This is a genomic window from Vibrio sp. JZG120 (assembly GCF_053890955.1).
Genome location: NZ_JBSRRK010000006.1, coordinates 18,123 through 35,099, shown reverse-complemented (window position 1 = coordinate 35,099; position 16,977 = coordinate 18,123). Strand labels below are relative to the sequence as shown.

Below are 16,977 nucleotides of genomic sequence, written 5' to 3'. Positions count from 1 at the left end.
CACATAGAAACTTACTTGAAACGGGATGGAGTTAAATTTTATGTTTTCAACAGATGATGAGTGGTTTGCCGATATAGTGAGTCAACTTCAAAGTAAGAAAGGTTTATCCAAAGAACAGGCGGAGATAGCGGCTACAATTTATCGACGTGAGTACATAGGTCAGAACGCGCATGCTTTATGGCAATACGCCATAGAAGAGGCTAAGAAATTAAAGTAAAGTAAACTAAATGTACCTAATTAGCCCTTTCCATGGTTACTGGAGAGGGCTTTTTGTTAATCAGGTGTTCGATGAGGAGGGAAGTAGGTGTTAACCAACACCGGATTGTGCTTAATGATCGATGAAGCTATTTCCTTTGAAGCCATGAAAGCGTAGTTTTCAAAAAACCATTGATTTTCATCGACTAAAGTTTCTATAGACGCTTTATCGTTACTGTGCTCAAAGTTTATACAGAAGCGCAGTTTAAGGCGATAGACCTCTTCATATTCCTCAGGGTTTGATTCATCACCTAAGAATCCATAAGCTTTAGTTGAAGCATTTAGGCGTATTAGTTTATGTTTTGAATCAGTTTCTGTGGTGATCTCGGTTATTTCTATATCTGGTTCTAAGCTTACATTATATTTAAAGAAGCCATTCCCTGTTGGTTCTTCAATCAGCATTTCAAAATTTGCGTTATACAATGTATGCCCAAGATAAATAGTATCTTTCAACATTAATGACACCCTACCAATTCCAACTTGCCTTCACTCTGAGGCCATTTAATTACATTGTCTTTTGCTTTAAAGCTATAAGGGGAAACGAACTCAATATTCTCTTTCGCTGGCTTAGCCTTTTCTAAATGTAAATGCATGTGGACTGCTGGTTCTGTTCGAAGTTTATCTTCAACAGCTGTTTTCACATATTCGTTCAATGACATGTTTAATGATTTTGCATCTATGAATGCTTTCTTATGAAGCTCAGGACCAATGCGCACATTAAACGACCCTGACATGGTTTTATCTGGCTTTTTGCCAATCAATTCACATGTCTCTAAATAGTCATCCACAGCCTCATGAAAAGCTGCTTTAAGCTCTTTAATTGATTCCGCTTCATAGGTAATCAAATCGTTGATGCACTCGATCTTGCCGTGAATTATTTCTTCTTCGATAGAGTGTGAAACTGAACCATAAAAGCCTTTATACGTCAGTAAATTACTCATCTATTAAATCCAACTCTGTTAATTTGCTAATGACATCCTCAATAACATACATTTTTATGATGTTTTGAGGGTGAGGCTCATGCAAGCTTATGACTTGCTTAGACTCACTGTGTACAAACTTCCTTCTAGAGCCATTACCTTTAAGCATTTCATAACCGTAGTGGGTTAATAACGTTTTAAGCTCATTCCAAGTGAAGTCCTTTGGTTTGCTGAGCAGGCGTTGCAAGAGTTTTTGTTGTCTACTCATCTAAATGTAGTCCGTCTTTAGAAGCATGCAACTATAACTTAGTTGCACATTTATTTAAACTGAATTGTGTTAAAAATTGACACAGTGCGTGTAGTTTTTAAACGACAAATGAGGGAAAACTTGATCTTAAACTCATAACCAAACCACATTATTCTTAGAATCTTGGTCTGCGTTCTTGTCCAGGTAATGCTTTACCTCTCCATCATAAAGCAGGATGAAACACTTCCCGTTTAGGTACGTTCCCACAAGGTAGTGGTATCTGGGGATGGTATAAACAACTTCGTACCCGTCATCATCAGAGCAGAGTGCGGACACATCCATAATCTTGAGCCGTCTCACACCAACAACGTTGCCCACTTCCATAAAGCCACCAAAAGGGATTGTCTTCCAATCACCATTAGCCATTAACACCGATACTTTATCTTCGGTGCTGTTGTAGCCACATGGGCCATCAGGGCCAATCCGGTATATGCGGTGTCCTACCAGGCGTTGAATCGTCTTGTACATTTCAAAAAAGGATTATCATTTAACTGTATATATATACAGTCTATCATTGGTGGTTGAACTGTCCAATTTGATTGATTCAACATTGTGGTGAGGGGAAATAAGATTATGGGTTTGTGTGTAAACATCGAAAAGTGGCAGATGCCAGCGGCGATAGGAATGGCGACTGAGGCTATTCGTGCTAAGTACAACGAAGGTGCTGGTGGCGGTGGTTTTGGCATGGCTGATATTGAAATGGGTTCGAAGCTGGATGCCGGTAAGGTGCTTTCTACATTGGAGCAGATTAAGGCCGTACACCCTCACTTATCTGATTGGGCGTTCTTTGCCTATGCTTCGCCACTTTGGAACTCTCAAAGCCTGACTCATCGCTTTATTGAACACCTGCTGAACGATTGGCTCATGGAATGCTGTTTTACAGGTATTACTCTACAAGAAAAGGTGGTGAAACGTATCGAGGCTATTCTTCCTTTGGTCGCTGGTGGATTTGCCCTAGAGCAAATGGCAGGGGCCGACGTTCAGTTCGTCGCGGGTGAGGGGCACTACAAACCAGTAGCGAGTCGAACCGCTATCATCAATGCGCTGGTGGAACATGATTGTGTGGCTAACCAGGTTAACTCGGAAACGTATAAGAAAAAACGCAAGCGTTACTACCAGACCCACTTCGATGCTATCCAATCTCACATTGAGTCAATCAGAACGATATTGTTGGGCTATGACTCACTATGTCAAAAACTCTTTAGGATTGGGGTTGAAAAACAAAACGGGTCAAATTACTATGCAAATATCCAGTATGGATAAATACACATGAATTCTGAAAGCCGCCTTTTTGGCGGTTTTTTTATGCCTGAAATTTGAGTCGAGAGAGCTGATGTCATTCTGTTTTTCTGAAGTGTGGCTCAAGCTGCACGACTTCAAAGGCCGTTTAATTGCTTACGGTGGAGGCGGTGGCGTTAGCTTTTTCAGTAATGAAGTGGCAGCAAAAGCCCAACAAGCGGCAGAAACGGCTGCATCCACACCAGATATTACCCTCGCAAATTTAATCTCTTTGGGTGGCTTAGCTCTGATAGCCGCCCGTTTTATCTTTGATGTTTATGTCTATTTCGACAAAAAACGCGCCAAAGGAGGTGCTCGTGGCACTTGCTCAAACCAAGAACTTTAACCCCAAAACAGATATCAAGCTGAACTGCTCCTGTGGGTGTGGGAGCAATAAAGTGAGCCAATCAGCATTAGACCAGCTGCAGAAGGTTCGTGATGAGTTTGGTAAGGCAATGGTCGTTCGCTCTGGCTTTCGATGTGAAAAGCATCCGAGTGAAGCCCGTAAAGAAAAGCCCGGGCAACACTTCAACGGCGTGGCCTTTGATATCGCTTGTAATAACGGCTTTGATCGCCTTCGTCTTGTAGAGATTGCTCGTAAGCATGGCGCGAGAGGGATTGGGATTGCAAAAACCTTTGTTCATCTGGATTGGCGGGAAGGGTTACCCGTAATGTGGACTTACTAACAAGCGACCAGAACGGTCGCTTTTTTAATGGAGAAAGGAAATGAAAAAACTGTATCAGTTTACGGTCGCAGTGGTGGCTCTGTTGTTTGCGTCTGTCGCTCTGGCGAGTTCGGGAATGATGGAGCCCGACACTCCAGCTTGGGCGGTAGCTGCATTTGGCTTTGTCGCAACAGTAGTCGCGGTTGTTGCTCAGATTGATGCGCAAGTGTCTGAAGAGTTCAAACGTAAGTGGCCGTGGTGGTTGCGCTGGGTTTGGAATGCAGCAGCTGGCAACTATAAGCACTCACAGAATATCGGCAGTTAGTCGTGGGCTGGGCATCGTCGGTCCCGATTATTGGGACGCTAATCCTTAAAGTCATTGAGGTTTGGGAGCGTCTTCAACGTGCCAAGCAAATTGAGCATCAGGAGCAAGAGTATGAAGATATCAAGCAAGATGCTAAAAGCCGCCATGCTCAGCGGTTTGGTCCTAGTAGTGGGCGGATGCGCGACAACCCGTGATGTGTTTGCTCCTCCATGTAAGCCTGCCGCTCCTGTTCTTGAGTGGTACGAGCCTGACCAAGGCGGGATATATTACCCAGAGCGCAGCGTCACTAACCTGATGTTGTATATCGAGCAGCTAAATGACTGCATTGACTACTACCAAGTTAATCCTGGTTAGTTCAACTATCCGGTAATCCCGGATAGTTGCCGAGTGTTCTTACTGGCTGCACTTGTTATCAGTTAAGCCAGCATGTGATAGCGACGAATCCCGCATGCATCCAATAGGAAGGGATAAGGATCGGTTAGCGCCCGATTAGTGCATAAGTAGCTAACGATGATGAGATAGGCTACTGGCTGCCTTAAAGCCAGAAACCAACCGGCGCTCCGGCCAACAATCAAATGGCAACCCCAACGCGAAAGCGACTATCGCCACCTAGCCGAGCGCCGACCATCATCCTGTGCCCATTGGAAAGCGGGCCTCCGCGTTAGCTTTCCTATGTGTATCGCGATGATTTCACCAATCACCCTCAATGTATGGCCAAAACCAAAAGGTACTCCCGAGACCCCTCCCCACTACGGGTATGCGGCCTCGCGGTTTTTCACTACATACGAGGATCTTCTGAGTGAGGTTGTTGTTTAAATGTCACTACCAAAAAATGCACAGCGGCCAGAACCCCACTGGCTGAAAAAATCCGACATGGCCGCCAGTCTTGGAATTAGCTTCCAAGCCTTTGATAAATGGGGCGTGAAGCCAGTTGCCAAGGTTGGGCGATCGGTCTATTACACGGTGGCCGATGTGGTGCATAACCGCGTCAGCCACGAGATCGAAAAGTATCAACCAAAGATCCTCGAAACCAATTCCGATGATTTTGACGGTAAATCCATCGAATACGAGCGCTTGAGATTAACCAAAGCACAGGCGGATGGCCAAGAGCTAAAGAATGCCAAAGAGCGCCGTGAGGTGATTGAGGCCGAGTTCAATATTTTCTGTTTGTCTAAAGTCTCAGCGGAAGTCGCCAGTATTCTCGATACGGTTCCTCTGTCATTCAAACGGCGCTTTCCAGAACTGGAAGCCAAACACATCGAGCACTTGCGGCGCGACTTAGTCAAGGCTCAGAACATTGCGGCCGATCTGGATTGCCGTATACCGGAATATCTCGATGAATATCTTGCCAGCTCAGATTGATAACCTACGGTCCGCCTTTCGCGCTGGCTTGCGACCGTTGTTTCGTCCGCCGCCAATGACGGCCGTGGAGTGGGCAAACGAAAACTTCTACCTATCCAGCGAATCCTCGTATCAGGAAGGGCGCTGGGAAACGTTGCCGTTTCAGGCCGCGATCATGAACGCGATGGGCAACGATGAGATCCGTACCGTCGATTTCGTCAAGAGTGCCCGTGTTGGTTACTCCAAGATGCTGTTGGCTGTAGCGGGGTATCAGTCCGAACACAAGAAACGCAATATCCTGTTGTATCAGCCGACAGACAGTGCGGCGCAGCGCTTCATGAAGAAGCAGGTTGAAACCGCTATTCGTGACGTCCCGCTCTGGCATAAGCTGGCGCCCTGGTTGGGGAAAAAGCATCGCGACAACACCATTGATGCGAAACGCTTCACTCATGGCAAGCAGTTGTGGTGTTTTGGTGGTACCGCGGCCAATAACTATCGTGAACACTCCGCTGATACGGTCATTTACGATGAGTTGGCGGCGTTCCCGCCGGATGTTGAAGCGGAAGGCTCCCCCACATTCTTGGGTGATAAGCGTATCGAAGGCGCAGTGTTTCCCAAGTCCATTCGAGGCTCAACGCCAAAAATCAAAGGCGAGTGTCAGATTGAGCGTGCGGCTCAAGAGTCGCCTCACTATCTGCGCTTTCATCTCAAGTGCCCGCATTGCGGTGAGGAGCAATACCTCAAATGGGGCGGACCTGAGGAGCCCTTTGGTATCAAGTGGGACAAGGGTGAGCCGACCACGGCTTACTACCAGTGTGAGCACAATGGCTGTGTGATCCGAAACCAAGACTTGATGGATATGCAGGAGTCGTCAGGAGTGTGGCGCTGTGAACGCACCTCCATCTGGACGGTGGATGGCATCGAATGGCATGACGAAACCAACCATGTTATCGATGTTCCAGAGCATGTCAGTTTCCATATCTGGACGGCCTACAGTCCGTTTACCACCTGGCACCGTATTGTTCTTGATTTCCTGAAAGCCAAAGACGATGTGGGCAAGCTGAAAACCTTTGTCAACACTACCTTGGGCGAGACCTGGGACAACGAAGTCGGTGAAAAGCTGGAATGGGAAGACCTGCACCGCCGCCGCGAGTTATACCCCGATGGCAAGATGCCAAATGGCGTGGTGTATGTGACGGGCGGCATTGATACCCAGGACGATCGCTATGAAGGGTATGTCTATGGTTATGGCGCGCATGAAGAGAGTTGGCTGGTCGATCGCTGGATCTTGCATGGTGACCCAGCCAGTGACGAGCTGAAAAAGAAAGTGGCTGAGAAAATCCGGCAGCAATACACCCGCTTTGATGGCTGCGTAATGAACGTCAGCCGTTGGTGCTGGGACTCCGGTGGTCACTACACCGATGAAGTCTACAGCATGAGCCGTAAGCTCGGCGCTTCCTATGTTATTCCGACCAAAGGCGCGAGTGTTTACGGCAAGCCGATCGCCGATTTTCCACGCACCCCGTCGAAGAAAGGTGCATCAAAAGGTTGTTATCTGACGATAGTCGGCGCCGACAACGCCAAAGAACTGATCGTGAATCGATTGCGTGTCGAACCGCAACCTGGTGTTGCGGTGCCTGGCTGCATTCACCTTCCGATGGACGATGAGTTGTGTGGTGAGGCGGAACTCAAGCAGCTCACCGCCGAGCGCAAAGTTCTCAAGTACAAGAATGGCCGCAAGTCGTATCTGTGGGATGCAGGTAAGCGCCGTAATGAAGCGCTGGACTGTACCGTGCTGGCTCTAGCCGCTTTGCGCATTTCTCAGCAGCGCTTTGGTATCAACCTCGACATCTTAACCGGTGGTCATGGTTCTGCCCCAACAGAGCCTGCACCACCGACACCAAAACCACCAACGTCCACCACAACGCCACCGACCTCCTCGGCGGGCAACAATTGGCTGGGCGATGTCAATAAACAAGGGGGCTGGTTATGACACTAGCGCAAGTTCAGGCGTTGATTGATGCCTATTACCAAGCCGAAATGGATCTGCTGGCAGGAAAAACCGTCACTTTTCAAGGGCGAACGGTAAGCAGTGAAAACCTCAGCGAAATCCGCAAAGGGCGACATGAGATGGAGCAGCGCAAACAAAGCCTGCTGTCTGGTCAAACTCGCCTGTCACCAAGTCTGGCGAGGTTTGAATGAGTTGGATTGAAAAACTGATCAGCCCGTTCTCGCCAGCATGGGCACTGCAGCGGGTCAAAAGCCGTCAGGAGCTTAATGCCCGATTTTCGGTGATGGGGTACGAAGCCGCCACCAAAGACCGGCTACACAGTGCCAAACGCCAGACTCAGTCAGCCAACCAGTCGGTGGCCATTGGCGGGGTGTCACTTAGGGAGCAGGCGCGTAAGCTCGATGAAGACCACGATTTGGTGATCGGTATCTTCGACAAGCTTGAAGAACGCGTCGTCGGGGCGAACGGGATAATGGTCGAACCTCAGCCAAGGGATATCAATGGCGAGGTGCTGGACTCATTGGCAAAAGAAATTCGACGCCGCTGGGCTGCGTGGTCATTGAAACCCGAAGTCACCGGTACCTATACCCGCCCAGAACTCGAACGGATGTTATTTCGCACCGCCGCTCGTGACGGGGAAGTTTTTACCCAGTTGGTTCGTGGCTCAGTCCCCGGCCTGAACCATCCCAATCCGAATGGCACCCCGTTCAGTCTCGAAGCGCTCGAGCCGGATTTCGTACCCTTTCACATGAATGAGGTAGCAAAGCGGATCATTCAGGGCATTGAGGTGAATCAGTGGCGTCAGCCTCTGGCGTACCACGTGTTTTATGACCATCCGTCTGACAGCTTCGGTATCACCGCCAAAACCAAGCGGGTACCGAAAGAGAACATGCTGCATTTGGCTCACCGCAAGAGACTACATCAACTACGTGGCATCACGTTGTTGCATGGGGTGATCAAGCGCCTGGGTGATTTGAAGGATTACGAAGAGTCAGAACGGGTGGCGGCCCGTATCGCAGCGGCACTGGCGTTCTTCATCAAGAAGGGCACGCCGGACTTGTATGTGGCACCGCAGGAGCAAACCGCTCCGCGTCAAATTCCGTTTGCCCCAGGGGTCTGTTTTGACGATCTGCAGGCAGGGGAAGAGGTCGGCATGATTGAGTCGAACCGCCCGAACACCCATCTGGCCGAATTTCGCAATGGCCAGCTGCGCATGGTCGCCAGTGGTACTCGCGGCGCCTATTCGTCGATCGCTCGCGATTACAACGGCACGTATAGTGCCCAGCGTCAGGAGCTGGTTGAAGGCTGGGAGTCGTTTGCCGTACTGCAGCAGTGGTTTGTCGCTCAGCAAGCCCGCCCAGTTTTTCGTGCCTGGCTGGAAATGGAGCTGCTGCGCACCACTGACCCGCTGGATATTCCTGCCAATCTGGACCGACGCACTTTGTATGATGCGGTCTATTTGGCACCGGTGATGCCGTGGATTGATCCGAAGAAAGAAACCGACGCCTGGAAAGAGCGCATCAAAGGCGGCAACGCCACGGAAGCCATGTGGGTCCGTGCAAGTGGCCACAATCCAGAAGAGGTGAAACGCGCCCGCGTTAAGGAGATTAAAGAAAACCGCAAACAGGGATTGGTGTTTGACACTGATCCGTCAAACAACCAAGGAGCTCAAAGTAATGAACCCCAAACCCCTCAACCTGATGATGATGCCTAAAGCGTCGCTGTCAGCCAGCGCGGCTCCGTCAGAATCATGGTTCAGTATCAAGGGCGCCGTATCTGGCCGCCCTGCTGAGATCTTTATTTATGACGAGATTGGCGGCTGGGGCATGACCGCTCAGCGCTTTTCCGAAGAGTTGCAAGCTCATGAGATTTTTACCGGTGTTGATGTCGATCTGTATCTGCACAGTGGCGGCGGTAACGTTCTGGATGGCTTTGCGATTTACAACATGCTGCGAGGTATTACCGGCTCGCTGAACATTTACATTCAGGGTGTGGCGGCGTCGATTGCCTCCGTCATTGCCTGCGTCCCGAACGCGATCGTGCATATTCCAGAGAATGGGTGGTTTTACCTCCATAACGCCTGGGGTGGGCAGGTTGGCGAAGCCGAAGACATGATCGAGTATGCCGAGTTTCTGGAGCGCAATGTCACTAACATGGTGGCCGCGTACCGAGAGAAATCAGGTTTGTCTGAGGATGACATCCGAGCACTGATGAAAAAGCCAGGTACTTGGCTCGATGGTCAACAAGCTGTTGAGCAGGGCTTTGCGGATGTGCTTACTGAACCGCTGCAGGCTGCAGCATCTATCAATTCTAATCGTCAAAAGGAACTCTTAAATATGCCTAAAAGTCTAAAGGGCTTAATGAAACCGCAGGCGAACACGCCAACGCCTACCACACCTGCGCAGCCGCCATCGGACCCAACCCCAGCGTCTCCGTCAGCATCGGTACCAAACCCACCTCCTGCTGCTCCATCGCCATCCGCAGCGGACATTATGGCGCAGTTCCGTGCGGATGAAACCACCCGCCGCGAAGGCATTCAAAACGTGTTTGCGTTTGCGCCTGGTCGCTTCCCTGACATTGAAGCGTCTTGTATTGCCGACATGAACTGCACTGTAGATCAAGCCAAAGACAAACTGCTTGAAGCCATGGGCCGTAACACCACGCCAAGTGCGGGTATTCACATTCACGCCGACAACGGCAACATCGTTGGTGATTCGGTTTCCAATGCTATCCTCGCGCGTTCGGGTCTTGGCGACCTTGAACAAGATAACTGCTACAACGGCATGCGTCTGGACGCGTTAGCGCGTGCTTCGCTGGTTGACCGCGGCATTGGCATCGCAGGCATGAACAACCGCGACATCGTGGGTCTGGCGTTCACGCACTCAAGCAGTGACTTTGGCAATATCCTGATGAACATCGCCAATAAGGCGGTGCTGAAAGGCTGGGAGGAGGCGCCGGAGACGTTCCAACGCTGGACACAAAAAGGCACCCTGACCGATTTCCGCTCAACCAAGCGCGTGGGTCTGAACACCTTTGGCAGCCTAGATAAAGTGGACGAGGGCAGTGAGTACAAATACGGCACCATTGGTGACCGTGGTGAAGACATTGTGCTGGCGACCTACGGTAAATTGCTGACGCTGTCTCGTCAGGCGATCATTAATGATGACATGCAAATGCTGACGCGCATTCCGCAACTGATGGGCCGCGCGGCTCGTCGCACCATCGGTGATCTGGTTTACGCCATTCTGACTGGAACTTACACAATGTCGGACGGCAAGACGCTGTTCCACGCGGACCACAACAACATCGTCAATGATTCGTTACCAGATGTCACAACCTTATCCAAAGGTAAGACGACGATGCGCACTCAGAAAGACAACAAAGCTTCGCTCAATATCATGCCTGGCTTTGTACTGTCGCCAGTGGCGTTGGAAGATAAGCTGAATCAGACCATACGCTCAACGTCGGTTGAAGGCGCGGGTGCAGACGTGATCAACCCGATCGCGAACTTTGCCGAAGTCATTGGCGAACCGCGCCTGGATGAGAAGAGCGCGAGCACCTTCTATCAGGTGGCAGCGCAGGCATTTGATACGATTGAGGTGGCGTACCTGGATGGTATTGAAGAGCCGTATATCGAACAGCAGTCCGGCTTTACCGTGGACGGTGTGGCGACCAAAGTGCGCATCGATGCCGGTGTGGCGCCATTGGATTACCGCACGTTCGTGAAGCACGATCCAGCCGCGGCTTAATCCTCACCCTCTTACATAAGGTCATCATTCGGTGGCCTTTTCTTTTACTCATGATATGGAAACTCTCATGGCGAAAAATTATATCCAAGATGGTGAGACCATCAAATTTGTGGCCGCGGCGGACGTGAAGTCGGGCGATGCGGTTGTCATCGGTGATCTGGTCGCCGTGTCCATCAATGATGTGGCCACGGGTGAAGATGGCGTGGCGCATACCTCTGGCGTGTGGTCATTGCCAAAAGCCACCGCGACAACGTTTGACCAGGGCGTGTCGGTGTATCTGAAGGGCGGTGAAATCGGCATTGATGATACTGGTATTTATGCAGGCAAAGCGTGGGCCGCTGGCGTAAATGGTGAGCTGACCGCTGAGGTTAAGCTTGGCGTGGGTAATGTCACCGTTACGGCAGCTGTGTAATGTCTCGCTGGAACAGAGCGCAATCCCGACTGGATAGGGCTTTGTTTGGCAGTGATGGCTTGGCTCAACCTGCCACGATCGCCGGCATTCCTGTGTCGGTGATCGTCAATGAAGGCGAGCTGGTCTTTGATGGGGCAGTACAAGGCAACCGCCGCACGGTTTCACTTACCAAAGCCGACGCCCTTGCCACTGGATTAGAACCAGTTCGTGGCCAAGTGGTGAAGGTACCTGGCGAGTCGCTGGAGAGTCGGATTGCTCACCCTCCTATTGTTGAACATGGCTTATACATTTTGGTGCTCGAATGACAACCATCAAACCTACGTCTCGGCTTGATCAGGATTTGAACCAGGCCATCAAGAATCTTGATTCGCTGAACAAGAAAATGGTCCCTGCCGCGTCGGCGATGGCCGTCAACAGAGTAGGGCAAAAAGCAGAATCCCGCGCGGTTCGTCAGGCATCCAAAGAGGTCAAAGTCACCGCCAAAGTGGTGCGTCCTCGCGTGACGGTGGTTAAGCGGGCAAACCCACGGCGTCCCTATCGCGTGGTGCGTATTCGACGTTATGACATCCCTGCGATTTCGATTGGCGAGGTGCGCACTCAAATCCGGCGTAAAAACGGAGGCTATCTGGTGTCGGCCGTTTCTCGTGATCAGCAGGGGCGCTATACCAAGCGGGAGCACAGCGGCAATACCTCGATCCGAGTCGGGCGCCACACATTCCAAAATGCGTTTGTTAATCAGGTTAAAAGTGGCAACTGGCATGTGATGTATCGCGTCGGTGAAAGTCGCTATCCCATTGGGGTGGCCGCGGTACCTATCAAGGAAAACATCTCCAAGGCGATGGAGTTTCACACTCGCCAGTTGCTCAACTTTGACATGCCGAAAGAAATGGAGCGCGCCCTGGCGCAGAAATTCAGACAGGAGTTTAAGCGGCGATGAAAAAGAATTCAGCCATTCGCCATGCGATAGCGGACCATCTCCGAGCCAATATCCCCGACCAGCCGGCACCGGATGGCTCTGGGGTTTGGGTGAAATCGGTCTTTCCGACCTTTTTGGTTTTGGATGACAAAAAGGAAACACCGGCGATTCTGGTGTATTTCGACGATGGAACCAGAGATGACCGTTATTCCGACATGCCAGAGCGGTATGAAGGGAATTTGTTTGTGTCGGTCTATCTCGATGGCACCGCCAGTGATGACGACATCGATGACATTGGCGAGGCAGTCAAAGAGCTTTTGCCGGTAGGAATTCGATTTCCTGACATTGTCACGTTGTCACGTTCTGGCTTTACCTATGAACGCAGCCCAGACAACAGTTACCGGGCACTGCATATGAATCATCAATATTATTGGGAGTAACCAATGGCAGCAACACATGGCATGATCCCCGTCGCGGGTAAAGGCAATTCGGTCTGGATCTTAAAACAGGCCTCAACGATTGAAGACGCGCTTCTTGCAGGTGAGGAAGACGACACCAACTGGGACTTGGCAGGGTATTTGTCCGGTATTACGCCCGTCAACATGACCAAAGAGGTCAATACCGAAATCTATCTGGATAGCACGGACGGCTATGCGAAAAAGTCTACCGGCATGAAAGACGCGGGTGACTTCAGTTTTCAGCTCGGCTATGCCCCTGGCCTTACCGTGCAAAAGCGTATTGTTGATATTTACGACGTCGCCAACGGTGAAGCTGAAAAAACGTATTTCCGCGTTAAGTCACCAACGGAAGTGCAGGACAAGTTTGCGGTAAACATCTATTACGGCCCAATCAGCAGCTTGGGTGTGCCGAGTTCTATCGAGAACTCGACTGACATGAAACGTGACATCACCGTTGCAGTGGAAGGCCGTCCGAACTTGGCGGAAGATTTCCTGCACGCAGTAGTTTAATTCCTTACTAGCCGATACGCCGCCCTTTAGTGGCGGCCTATAGGAGACCCAATGAGCTTTCTCAACACCTTGCCACTTTCTATTGGCAAAACCACTTTTTTCATCAGTGAGTTCACTGCCCTCGATCGATTGCATGATCTAGAGTACACGGTCGACCAACCCGAGGAAGAGGCGCCAGGGGAAGACGCCTCAGATAAAGAGAAAATGGCTTACGGCCTGCGTCGTGAGCAAATCATACTTGATCAGGTGTCGCACTCAATAGCGTTGTCACTAGCTCATCATCATCGCAGTGAAGATAACAACGTTCATGAATACGCTCATGTTTTAGAGTTGCAAAACACAGTGAAATCACACTGGCCTAACCGAAAGGTTAACGAGGCTTACGAATTACTCAAAAAGCTCAACGACCCAAACTTTGAGCGAGATGAAGATAGCGAATCGCAAGAACCGCAAGAGCCACCGACGCCGGAAAAGTCTTAGCCGCCGCATGGGACTTTGCGTTTGACCTGGCCACTGAAATGAAACACCCAAGCCCAACCCGTATGCTGGCTGAGATGCCGCTCTCAGATTACTGGCGCTGGCTTGATCGTCGCAGTAAAGCCGGACTGACTTTTCGTAATGCTGAGGTGTTACTGCAGCAACTGAATGCCAGCGTATTGAACGCGTCTGGTCGTTACCAGAATACATTTTCCGCGGCGGACTTTAACTTGCATCAGCGTCAAGAGAAAAGTCAAACACCAATATGTGAGCAATCTGTGTTAAATCAAATTCTTAGTGAGCAATCCTCGCTGTCATTTCATCCTGTTGCTCAACATCAATGACAACCTAGAACGATTGGCCGCGGTGCCGGTCGAGGACAATCCAGACCGTTAACATTTACTAATTGATATAAAAAACACGCTTCGGCGTGGTTTTTTATGGGAGTCGTATGGCTACAGCACACATTGCCGATCTTGTCACCACAATGCGTGCTGACACGGCCAAATTCGACAAAGATGTAGAAAATACCAAACAGCGTCTACGTGGCTACACCACCGAGGCAAAAAAAAGTACTAAGCAAAACAGTTCGCTGTCTGACAGTTTTAAACATGCCTCTGGACAGGCGGCACAGTTACCTGGTCCGCTCGGTTCGATAAGTGGTCAGGTCGACGGCATGATTGGCACGGTGACCAGTTTGGGGTTTGCCTGGACTGCAGCGGGAACGGCTGTGGCCGCGGCTATCGGTGCTTTTGCTGCAGGGTTGCCAACATTGGCTGAAACTGAACGTCGCATGTTGCAACAAGAACAGCTCATCAAAGCGACCGGATATTCAAGTGGCTATACCGCAACACAGCTCGATGAACTGGCCCGTTCGGTAGCGATGTCTACTCTGACCAGTACGCAAGAAGCCAGTAAAGCCATTGGCGTGATGTTAACGTTCCGTTCGGTGATGAACGACCAAAACAACACCTTTGAGCGTGCCATCTATATTGCTCAGGACATGGCCAGTGTCATGGGCGGGGACATCACCAGTGCCGCCAAGCAACTGGGTAAAGCGTTAGAGATGCCGTCGACGGGCATGACGGCTCTGAGAGAGTCCGGCGTTTCATTTAGTCAGGCTCAAATCGACATGGTGAAGGCCATGGAGGAGTCAGGGCGAGTGGCTGAGGCGCAGGCGTTTATCCTGGATGAGCTCGACAATCAAATCGGTGGCGCTGCAGGCGCGGAAGCCGGTGGTTTGATTGGCACGGTTGACACCTTTGGCCAGCGCGTTGAGGAAGCGTTTGAAGCCTTTGGTACCTGGACGGAAATGAAACCCGTTGTTCAGGACGTGATCAGCGAAATCAATGAGGGCTTAAAAGTCGTTAAAGATTTCTTTGCGCCCACGACGACCGATGAAGCGTTAGACCTGATGTCTGAGCGCGTCAAAATCATGCACGAGATGAACAAGGCCACCAAAGAAGCCGGTGGCCAACAGAATCTTGGCAGTTATTTTGGCTACACCAAAAGCGATTGGTTTAATGACCAGCGCCGACTAACCGAAATCGATGCACGCTTAAAGGAACTGTCAGACGCTCGTGACAAGCGATTAAAAGAAGAGAAAGAGGCACAAGACAAAGCCGAGCAAGCCGCCGCAGAACGTCAGAAACAACGTGACGCCGAAAAGGCCGCGCGTGAGAAGAAACTCGCGGATGAAAAAGCCGAGCGTGAAAGTCAGCGCCGTAAGGCGAAAGAGGACGCCGAAAAAGAGGCGGATGAGAAAGAGCGAGACCGAAAGCAGGCGCAAACTGACAGTTGGTTGGATCAGCTCAACCGCCGAATCCTGAGCGAACAAGACGCCTTAAAAGCGGCGAGGATGGATGAGGTTGACCGTCTCAATGAAGCCTATGAAGAGAAGCTGATCAGCGCTGAAGAGCATGAAGAAGGGATGAATGCTATCAGGCAGCACTATTCCGAGCAGCGCCAAGAAATCATCAAGAAAGAGTTGGAAGAGCAGGAAGAAGCGCAAAAAGGCTTTTGGGATCGCTACTACGAATCCATGCAGGAGTCGGCTTACAACACCGACGAACTGTGGCGACAGACCTTCGACAACTTCACCACTGGCTTTGGCAATGCGTTTGCCTCCGCGATATTAGACAGCCAAAACGCGGGCGATGCGTTTAAGAACATGGCCAAAGGCATGGCGCAATCCATGCTAGCGGCGCTCGGTAAGATCATGGCGCAGCGTCTGGTGATGTGGGCACTGGAAAAAACGCTGATGAAAGGCGAGGCCGCTGGTGAGGTGGCCCGTGTCGCCTCTGAAGGCACCTCTGCCTCTATCTTGTCCGGTATTCATGCCTACAGTTCCACGGCTGCCATTCCAATCGTTGGTCCTGCTTTAGCGCCAGCTGCGGCAGGGACCGCCGTGGCCGCCACAGCGCCCATGGTCGCTTCTGCCGTTGCCGCCGCATCCGCAGGGTTTGCCGGTGCGTTTGATAACGGTGGTTATATTCCTGCAGGTCAATGGGGTGTGACGGGCGAATACGGCCCAGAAATCACCCTCGGCCCGAGTCATATCATGGGCCGTAAGCAGACCATGTCGATGCTGCAGCAAACGACCAATGGTTCCAGCTCTGAATCTGTCCAGCCCTGGAACATCATCATTCATGAGGCCGAGCCTGGTACTCATGCTGAAATTGATGATGAAAACAAAGTTATCCGCATCATGATGAAAGATGCGCAAAGTGGCGGTCAATACTACAGCTACATATCGCAAACGCTTGGCGTTAAGCCTGGGGGGTTCAAATAATGGCCACGGTTACGCCAGAAGTACTGGCCTCGCTTAATCCGAATGTTGAACTTTATCCCTGTCACTACTTGGGTAATGGCATTCTTCCACTGCCAACCACTAAGGGGTACCAGTATCAACACGGGAAAACGATAGTTCGCTCAAAAATGGATCTTGGCTTATCGACAATGCGCCGCCGTGCCCGAGTTTCTCCTGCAGAATTTAAGCTGTCTTTTAAATTTAACGGTGAGCAAAAAGAGGTGTTTGAAAGCTGGATACTCAATGAGTTATCAGGCGGTGAAGATTGGTTTTATTTGCCGCTTAGAACGGGTGACTATGACATGGAAGTGCTTAAGTGTCAGTTCACTGCCATACCAGGGGAAGACAGTCCCTTTGTGTTAAACACCGTTAAAGGTAGTTTTGGCTCTGAGTGGGAACTCAAAGCCGAAGTTCAGGCATTTCGAACCATGAGACTGGAGCAATACACAGCCCGAGTTCTATCACGAGATACACTTTCAGGATTAGAAAAAGCCGCATTAGCCGCCGAAGAGTCTTTGCTTTACCCCAATTAACGAAGAGCACT

Annotated in this window: 23 protein-coding genes; 20 read left to right on the top strand and 3 right to left on the bottom strand. The window is 50.5% G+C overall.

All coding sequences use genetic code 11. From position 1 onward, the window contains the following. Positions 1-40: 40 nt before the first annotated feature. Positions 41-217 carry a hypothetical protein gene (locus ACWPOD_RS14255; RefSeq protein ID WP_456231988.1) on the top strand — a complete coding sequence of 59 codons (177 nt, stop codon included), beginning with the start codon at positions 41-43 and terminating at the stop codon, positions 215-217. 56 nt (positions 218-273) lie between these two features. Here ACWPOD_RS14255 and ACWPOD_RS14250 read toward each other — a convergent pair whose 3' ends face one another. The 3 genes from ACWPOD_RS14250 to ACWPOD_RS14240 are packed head-to-tail and all read right to left on the bottom strand — an operon-like array spanning position 274 to position 1,443. Continuing rightward, positions 274-711, bottom strand: a complete 438-nt coding sequence (locus ACWPOD_RS14250) for a hypothetical protein (RefSeq protein WP_456231987.1) — start codon at positions 709-711, stop codon at positions 274-276. Then, positions 711-1,196, bottom strand: coding sequence for a type II toxin-antitoxin system HicB family antitoxin (locus ACWPOD_RS14245; protein ID WP_456231986.1), 486 nt, complete (start codon positions 1,194-1,196; stop codon positions 711-713). The genes ACWPOD_RS14250 and ACWPOD_RS14245 overlap by 1 nt, the downstream gene beginning before the upstream one ends. Continuing rightward, positions 1,189-1,443, bottom strand: coding sequence for a type II toxin-antitoxin system HicA family toxin (locus ACWPOD_RS14240; protein ID WP_456231985.1), 255 nt, complete (start codon positions 1,441-1,443; stop codon positions 1,189-1,191). The genes ACWPOD_RS14245 and ACWPOD_RS14240 overlap by 8 nt, the downstream gene beginning before the upstream one ends. Positions 1,444-2,055: 612 nt before the next feature. Between ACWPOD_RS14240 and ACWPOD_RS14235 the strand changes: the two genes are divergently transcribed. From ACWPOD_RS14235 to ACWPOD_RS14145, 19 genes are all read left to right on the top strand, one after another. Beyond that, on the top strand, positions 2,056-2,745 hold the full coding sequence (locus tag ACWPOD_RS14235; protein WP_456231984.1) for a hypothetical protein: 690 nt from the start codon (positions 2,056-2,058) through the stop codon (positions 2,743-2,745). A 70-nt stretch (positions 2,746-2,815) separates the two neighbouring features. Then, complete coding sequence (locus ACWPOD_RS14230) at positions 2,816-3,106, top strand: hypothetical protein (protein WP_065274635.1); 291 nt, start codon at positions 2,816-2,818, stop codon at positions 3,104-3,106. After that, a complete protein-coding gene (locus ACWPOD_RS14225; RefSeq protein ID WP_456231983.1) occupies positions 3,033-3,446 on the top strand; it encodes a D-Ala-D-Ala carboxypeptidase family metallohydrolase in 414 nt (137 codons plus the stop codon). The genes ACWPOD_RS14230 and ACWPOD_RS14225 overlap by 74 nt, the downstream gene beginning before the upstream one ends. Before the next feature lie 40 nt (positions 3,447-3,486). Then, positions 3,487-3,750: a hypothetical protein gene (locus tag ACWPOD_RS14220; RefSeq protein WP_456231982.1), complete on the top strand. Its 264-nt coding sequence runs from the start codon at positions 3,487-3,489 to the stop codon at positions 3,748-3,750. 111 nt (positions 3,751-3,861) lie between these two features. Beyond that, complete coding sequence (locus ACWPOD_RS14215; RefSeq protein ID WP_456231981.1) at positions 3,862-4,104, top strand: hypothetical protein; 243 nt, start codon at positions 3,862-3,864, stop codon at positions 4,102-4,104. Between the two features lie 462 nt (positions 4,105-4,566). After that, positions 4,567-5,112 (top strand): terminase small subunit, encoded by a 546-nt coding sequence (locus ACWPOD_RS14210; RefSeq protein WP_456231980.1) that lies wholly within the window; start codon positions 4,567-4,569, stop codon positions 5,110-5,112. Then, complete coding sequence (locus ACWPOD_RS14205) at positions 5,087-7,084, top strand: phage terminase large subunit family protein (protein WP_456231979.1); 1,998 nt, start codon at positions 5,087-5,089, stop codon at positions 7,082-7,084. The genes ACWPOD_RS14210 and ACWPOD_RS14205 overlap by 26 nt, the downstream gene beginning before the upstream one ends. Further along, on the top strand, positions 7,081-7,293 hold the full coding sequence (locus ACWPOD_RS14200; RefSeq protein WP_014232307.1) for a hypothetical protein: 213 nt from the start codon (positions 7,081-7,083) through the stop codon (positions 7,291-7,293). Before ACWPOD_RS14205 ends, ACWPOD_RS14200 begins: the two co-directional genes overlap by 4 nt. Next, positions 7,290-8,816: a phage portal protein gene (locus ACWPOD_RS14195; RefSeq protein WP_456231978.1), complete on the top strand. Its 1,527-nt coding sequence runs from the start codon at positions 7,290-7,292 to the stop codon at positions 8,814-8,816. Before ACWPOD_RS14200 ends, ACWPOD_RS14195 begins: the two co-directional genes overlap by 4 nt. Next, a complete protein-coding gene (locus ACWPOD_RS14190; protein WP_456231977.1) occupies positions 8,779-10,851 on the top strand; it encodes a ClpP-like prohead protease/major capsid protein fusion protein in 2,073 nt (690 codons plus the stop codon). The genes ACWPOD_RS14195 and ACWPOD_RS14190 overlap by 38 nt, the downstream gene beginning before the upstream one ends. Positions 10,852-10,918: 67 nt before the next feature. Then, positions 10,919-11,263 (top strand): DUF2190 family protein, encoded by a 345-nt coding sequence (locus ACWPOD_RS14185; protein ID WP_456231976.1) that lies wholly within the window; start codon positions 10,919-10,921, stop codon positions 11,261-11,263. Continuing rightward, positions 11,263-11,568, top strand: coding sequence for a hypothetical protein (locus ACWPOD_RS14180; protein WP_456231975.1), 306 nt, complete (start codon positions 11,263-11,265; stop codon positions 11,566-11,568). The genes ACWPOD_RS14185 and ACWPOD_RS14180 overlap by 1 nt, the downstream gene beginning before the upstream one ends. Further along, the gene (locus tag ACWPOD_RS14175; RefSeq protein ID WP_456231974.1) at positions 11,565-12,200 is read left to right on the top strand and encodes a phage tail protein; all 636 of its coding nucleotides are present in this window, start codon (positions 11,565-11,567) and stop codon (positions 12,198-12,200) included. The genes ACWPOD_RS14180 and ACWPOD_RS14175 overlap by 4 nt, the downstream gene beginning before the upstream one ends. After that, on the top strand, positions 12,197-12,619 hold the full coding sequence (gene gpU / locus ACWPOD_RS14170; RefSeq protein WP_456231973.1) for a phage tail terminator protein: 423 nt from the start codon (positions 12,197-12,199) through the stop codon (positions 12,617-12,619). The genes ACWPOD_RS14175 and gpU overlap by 4 nt, the downstream gene beginning before the upstream one ends. 3 nt (positions 12,620-12,622) lie before the next feature. Continuing rightward, complete coding sequence (locus ACWPOD_RS14165) at positions 12,623-13,147, top strand: phage tail tube protein (RefSeq protein ID WP_456231972.1); 525 nt, start codon at positions 12,623-12,625, stop codon at positions 13,145-13,147. A 51-nt stretch (positions 13,148-13,198) separates the two neighbouring features. Then, a complete protein-coding gene (locus ACWPOD_RS14160; RefSeq protein WP_456231971.1) occupies positions 13,199-13,627 on the top strand; it encodes a phage minor tail protein domain-containing protein in 429 nt (142 codons plus the stop codon). A 38-nt stretch (positions 13,628-13,665) separates the two neighbouring features. Beyond that, the gene (locus ACWPOD_RS14155) at positions 13,666-13,968 is read left to right on the top strand and encodes a hypothetical protein (protein ID WP_456231970.1); all 303 of its coding nucleotides are present in this window, start codon (positions 13,666-13,668) and stop codon (positions 13,966-13,968) included. Between the two features lie 107 nt (positions 13,969-14,075). After that, complete coding sequence (locus ACWPOD_RS14150) at positions 14,076-16,415, top strand: phage tail length tape measure family protein (protein ID WP_456231969.1); 2,340 nt, start codon at positions 14,076-14,078, stop codon at positions 16,413-16,415. Continuing rightward, on the top strand, positions 16,415-16,966 hold the full coding sequence (locus tag ACWPOD_RS14145) for a hypothetical protein (protein ID WP_456231968.1): 552 nt from the start codon (positions 16,415-16,417) through the stop codon (positions 16,964-16,966). The genes ACWPOD_RS14150 and ACWPOD_RS14145 overlap by 1 nt, the downstream gene beginning before the upstream one ends. Positions 16,967-16,977: the final 11 nt, after the last annotated feature.